The sequence below is a fragment of the Aeromonas lacus genome (genome assembly GCF_000764665.1).
Classification (GTDB): Bacteria; Pseudomonadota; Gammaproteobacteria; order Enterobacterales; family Aeromonadaceae; genus Aeromonas; species Aeromonas lacus.
In genome coordinates, this window is record NZ_JRGM01000002.1 from 1 (window position 1) to 558 (window position 558).

General features: G+C 43.2%; 1 pseudogene. It reads right to left on the minus strand.

Annotated elements, in window-relative coordinates:
• A pseudogene (locus tag LG31_RS0100005) lies at positions 1-522 on the minus strand (LPS O-antigen chain length determinant protein WzzB); the annotation flags it as partial.
• Positions 523-558 lie beyond the last annotated feature (36 nt).

The following is a 558-nucleotide window of genomic DNA, read 5'->3' on the forward strand; positions in this document are numbered from 1 at the left end:
ACTTAACTGTAGACGAATCTTTCCTAATTCCGGGTTAAGTAGTTCAGGATCTTTAATCTCATTCAATATGCTCAGTTTTTCAGCTAAGCCTTTCGCACCTAGCTGAATGTTGAAAATCTCTTGGCTATCAATTCTCTCAAGAGGCGCATCCACTCTAGCGGCTTTGCTAATGCGCAGACTATATCTGACCCGCTGAAGCTCTTCCTGTTTTTTCAGCAGAGTATCAGCCTTGACACTGTCGTATTGTGCGGTCAGAGCCTTTATTCTGTTTTGCCATATAGATTGCAGTTCTGTATTTTTGCTTTTGAGTTGCTGCAGCTGGACAAAGTCCATGTACTTAACCAATCGCTGTTGAGCAAGTTCAGGTGTTTCAGCAGAAAAACTTAATGTCATATCTTCGCTTGTTTTATCCTGAGCCTTAGCTGATATGGATTCTGCCAGCTTACTCATTAACGCACGTTCACTGCGCTTATCCGAGATCCCCTCTCTCTCCATCTCTACGGCGTAGATACCCTCTTGCATCAAAAAAGCCCGCTTATTGTTCATGCTGTTAAAGGC